The 4,358-nt window shown below is 69.7% G+C and carries 2 protein-coding genes and 2 pseudogenes; 1 reads left to right on the top strand and 3 read right to left on the bottom strand.

Annotation, left to right across the window (positions count from 1 at the left end):
* From AC1D15_RS19675 to AC1D15_RS19665, 3 genes and pseudogenes are all read right to left on the bottom strand, one after another.
* Nucleotides 1–284, bottom strand: a pseudogene (locus tag AC1D15_RS19675) (exosortase Q); the annotation flags it as partial.
* A 9-nt stretch (nt 285–293) separates the two neighbouring features.
* Nucleotides 294–2,369: a VIT and vWA domain-containing protein gene (locus AC1D15_RS19670; protein WP_477827306.1), complete on the bottom strand. Its 2,076-nt coding sequence runs from the start codon at nt 2,367–2,369 to the stop codon at nt 294–296.
* A 141-nt stretch (nt 2,370–2,510) separates the two neighbouring features.
* Nucleotides 2,511–3,803, bottom strand: a complete 1,293-nt coding sequence (locus tag AC1D15_RS19665; protein WP_465111455.1) for an RICIN domain-containing protein — start codon at nt 3,801–3,803, stop codon at nt 2,511–2,513.
* Nucleotides 3,804–3,996: 193 nt separating this feature from the next.
* Between AC1D15_RS19665 and AC1D15_RS19660 the strand changes: the two are divergent.
* Nucleotides 3,997–4,358, top strand: a pseudogene (locus AC1D15_RS19660) (sensor histidine kinase); the annotation flags it as partial.

Genomic DNA, 4,358 nt, shown 5'->3' with positions numbered 1-4,358 from the left:
GCCGCCGACACGGTGGCCAGCACCGTCAGCGCGCCGGCGGCCGTCCACCAGGCCGGGCGCGCCGAGCCGCGCAGGCCCTGCGCCTGCCACACCACCCAACCGACCAGCACGGCGGCCGCGACCAGCCCGAGCGGATCGTCCGAGCCATCGGCCAGCCGCGCCGCGGCCCAGCGCCAGTGCGGCCACAGCGCGACCGCCTGCAGCACTAGCCAGGCGAGCGGCGGCATCGCTTCGAAGCGCCCCAGCCAGCGGCCGGTGGCGGAAGTGGACAACACGGTTCCCATGGCCCGGCCTCATGCGCGCGCTGCCACGCGACGGCGCTGCAGCGCGACACCGGCCACGCCGAACACCACCAGCAGCGCGGCCCAGGCAGCAGGCTCGGGCGTGCTCGGCACCTCGGCGCCCAGTGCGGTCTCGGGCACGCCCTGCGGCAACGGCAGCGGCTGGTCGACGGTGGGCGCGAGGGCCGGGTTCGGGTTGCGCACCACCTGGTCGATCGCGATGAAGCTGGTGTACTGCGTCAGCAGGCTGTACTTCAGGCCGAGCGCGGTGATGGCTTCCTTCTCGGCATTGCCGCCCACCAGCGATTCCTGGTCGCTGAGCGCCGCGATGCGACCGCGGGCCCACAGGTGGCGCAGTGCGGACGAGGTCTGGTCCTCGTGGCCGGCCACGATCAACTCCTCGTGCCACGGCCCGTCGGCCGCACGACCGTCCAGCACCAGCCGGCCGGCGGCCGGCACGCCCGGGTGCGAGCGCCACTTGCCCTGGATCAGCACCGGGCGGCCGCCCAGCACGTCGGGCAGCGCGGGCGGCTCCACGTCGTAGACGTCCAGCCCGTCGAAGCGCGCCTTCAGCTGCGTCAGCACCGGCGAGTCGATGATGCGGCGCAGCCGCTCGGCCTGTGCTGCCGCCTGCGACGGCTTCGTGACGACGAAGGCCTCGCCCTGGCCGGCACGCGCCAGGCCTTCGATCAGGTTGCGGTTGACGCTGCTGCCGATGCCGAACGCGAACACGTTGAAGTCGTTCAGGTGGCGGCGCACCAGCTGGAACACCTCGGACTCGACCGTCACGTAGCCGTCGGTCACGACGATCACGCTGCGCGACAGGTCGGCAGGCTTCGGCAGTTGGGCGATGCGGCGCAGCGCCGGCACGATCTCGGTGCTGCCGCCGCCGCCGGTGTTCGCGAGTGCCTGCAGCGCACGCTCGATGTTGGCGCGCGTGGCCGGCACCGACGCCGGCGACAGCATGCGGCTGCTGCCGGAGAACAGCATCACGTTGAAGGTGTCGCTCGGGCGCAGGCCGCCGATCAGGTTCTGCAGCAGCACCTTGGCGGTGTCCAGCGGGTAGCCGTGCATCGAGCCCGAGATGTCGACCACGAAGATGTAGTCGCGCGGGTTGACCTGCTGCAGCGGCACGGCCTTCGGCGGCTCGACCATCGCGAGGAAGAAGTTCTCGCCGCCGGTCTGCTCGTCGCCGCGGTACAGCATCAGGCCGGAGGCGATGCGGTCGCCGGCCAAGCGGTAGTTCAGGATGAAGTCGCGGTTGTTGGAACTCTTCGCCGGGTCGGCGAGGCTCACGCTCGCATGCGCCGTATCGCCGCCCTGCACACGGATCTCGTGCGACGGCGAGCTCACGTCCTTCACCGCGATCGGTGCATCGACCCGCAGCTTCAGGTCGAACGCGGTGTTCGATTCGACACCGGCGCGCAGGTAGGGCGTCGCGGCCCAGGCCTGCCGGTCCGCCGCACCGGCTGGGTTGCTGTAGCGCGGGCCGACGACGGTCGGGAACACGAAGCCGTACTGCGCGTCGGTCGGCACCAGCAGCTCGGTGTAGCGCAGCTCCACCGCCACGTCGTCGCCCGGCAGGATGTTGGCGACGTTCATCTCGAACACGTTCGGCCGGTGCTGTTCCAGCAGCGCGCTGGTCTTGCCCTCGCGCTTGGCGTTGTCGTACTCGATGCGCGCCTGCTGCTTCTCGCGGATGCGCGCCGTCAGCAGCCGGTTGCCCAGACGCACGTTCATCGCGTAGATGGCAGCCTGCGTCGAGCCGGGGAACACGTAGCGCGCCTCGATCGGGCGCTGGCCTTCGTTGCGGTAGTGCTGCGTGACGGTCACGTCGGCGATCACGCCGCTGATGCGCACGTCGACCGCGGTCGACTTCAGCGGCAGGCGGTCGGTGCCGGGGTCGCCGTTGTCGACGAAGAAGTACGGGCTCTCGCCCTTGCGGGCCTCGGAGTCGTCGGCGCGCGCCGGCGACCAGGCGAGCGTCAGGATCGCGGCGAACAGCGACAGCGCGATGCACAGCAGCACGCGGCCGACGTGGGTGAGGGGGCGGATCGGGTGGAACGGGACGCGGCGCAGCGGGGGCATGTCGATTCTCCTGGGCGCGCCGCAGGGAGGGCGCGTGGCCGCAAGAATCGACGGAACGTGCGAAGTGGTTTCGAAGCCGCCGCAGCGTCGTGTGAAGGGTGTGTGAAGCCGGCCCGCGACCGGCTTCGGGGCCTCAGGGCCTCAGGGCTGGCGCGACCAGTCCTGGTTGAGCCCGCCGCTGCAGGCCTGCTGGCGCACGTCGGCGCCGTCGGTGGTGGCACTGCCGCTCACGTCGGCGCACTTGCCGCTGTGGCGCGCCTTCAGCAGGAAGTAGCCGTTGTTCGCGACCCACTGCCACTGCTGGTTCGTGCCGCCGTTGCAGGCCCACTGGATGATGTCGGCGTTGTCGGCCGTCGAGGCGCCGCTCACGTCCAGGCACTTGCCGCTGTGGACGTTGACGACGTTGAACCAGCCGTTGCCCGCGTCGAAGAACTGCCACTGCTGCCACGCGCCCGAATTGAGCGTGTACTGGCCGACGTTGGCACCGTCGGACTGGTTCGGGTTCTGCACGTCCAGCACCTTGCCGCTGTTGCGGTTCTTCACGTACTCGATCGCCGGCGGCTGCCCGGCGGTGTAGTTCGTGTCCTTCAGCACCGTGCCGTGCCGGTACGGCCCGACCGACGAGAGGCCGGTCCAAGTGGTGAGGTCCGCGCTGGTGGCGCTCCAGATGCCGCCGTTGGTGTACTTGTCGATGTAGATGCGCCAGTTGCCGTCCGTGGTCTGCACCAGCGCCGGCGCTTCGTAGCCCGAACCCCAGCCGGCCCAGTTGCCGGTGCCGACCCAGCTCCACGGACCGAGCAGGTTGCTGGCGATCGCGTGCTCGATGTACTTCGTCGACTCGTTCTTCGCGAAGGCGTGGTAGATGCCGGCCGACTTGACGACGAAGGTGTCGATCTTGTTGGTGCCGATGCCCATGTCGACCGGGCCGCTCCAGCTCGTCAGGCTGCTGTTGGTCGCGGTGTAGACGTAGGGCTTGAAGTCCGACCCCTGCGGCCCGAGGCTCACGATCAGCTTCACCGTGCTGCCTTCGACGAACCACTCGGGCGCCCAGGTGTAGTACGTGCCGGACACGCCGGCGTCGACGGTGGCGACCTGCGTCCAGTTGATCAGGTTGGTGCTCGACGCGATCGCGAAGTAGGTCGACGCGGTGGTCCAGGACTGCACGGTGTACGCGATGTAGTACTTGCCGTCGCTGTGCTTCATGATGCTCGGGTCGCGCAGCACGCCGGTGGACCCGCCGAAGTTCGTGTTCGACAGCAGCTTGAAGCTGGTCGCGTTGTCGGACAGGTAGATCCACAGTTTCTCGTCCGCCGCGGCGTCGCCCTTGAAGGTGGCGAACACGTAGCTCGTCGCCGCGCCGGCGGTGCCGGCGAACGAGGACAAGAGAAGGCCCGTCGCGCCGGCCAGCAGCGCGTTGCGAAATGGAAGTCTCATCGGTTTGTCTCCGTGGTGCGCGTGCGTGCGCGCTTGTTTTGTCGCCGGCGCATCGTAGCGATGGCGATCGATGCGAACCAATCGTGTTTTGCCGGCGTGCGATGCCAGGAACGAAATGCCACGCCCGGTACCGGGTCATGGATGACCGCCGCATGACCGAATCATGATGGCGGCACGGGCGATACAGTGGCGCATGTTCCGACTCCGCCTGTCGCTCGCATTGGCCGCCCTGGTCGCCCTGGTCTGCATCCAGGCGGTGGCCGTGCGCTGGGGCGCGATCCGTGTCTATGCGTACGCGCAGCACAGCCGGCTCGCGAGCGACATCCTGTCCGAGTTGCTGGAGCTGTCGGCCGACAAGCAGCGCCTGCGCGTGTGGGCCTCGCAGCAGCTGATGGGGGCCGATGCCTCGCTCGAGCTGCGCGACCGGCTGCTGGCGCGGATGCAGACCCGTGCCGCCAACCTGAAGGAGCTGGCGGCACGCGACCTCGGCGCGAGGCGCGAACTCGCCGCCGACGACGGCGTGCCGGTGCCGCCCGAGGTGCCGCAGCTGGTGGC

The sequence above is a fragment of the Rhizobacter sp. P2_H2 genome, assembly GCF_056403375.1.
The sequence above is the reverse complement of the archived record's forward strand: the minus strand, read 5'-3'. Positions and strand labels throughout refer to the sequence as shown.

Bases quoted from the DNA above. Each gene is read 5' to 3' on its own strand.
- AC1D15_RS19670 (WP_477827306.1), bottom strand. From the start codon at position 2,369: ATGCCCCCGCTGCGCCGCGTCCCGTTCCACCCGATCCGCCCCCTCACC.
- AC1D15_RS19665 (WP_465111455.1), bottom strand. From the start codon at position 3,803: ATGAGACTTCCATTTCGCAACGCGCTGCTGGCCGGCGCGACGGGCCTT.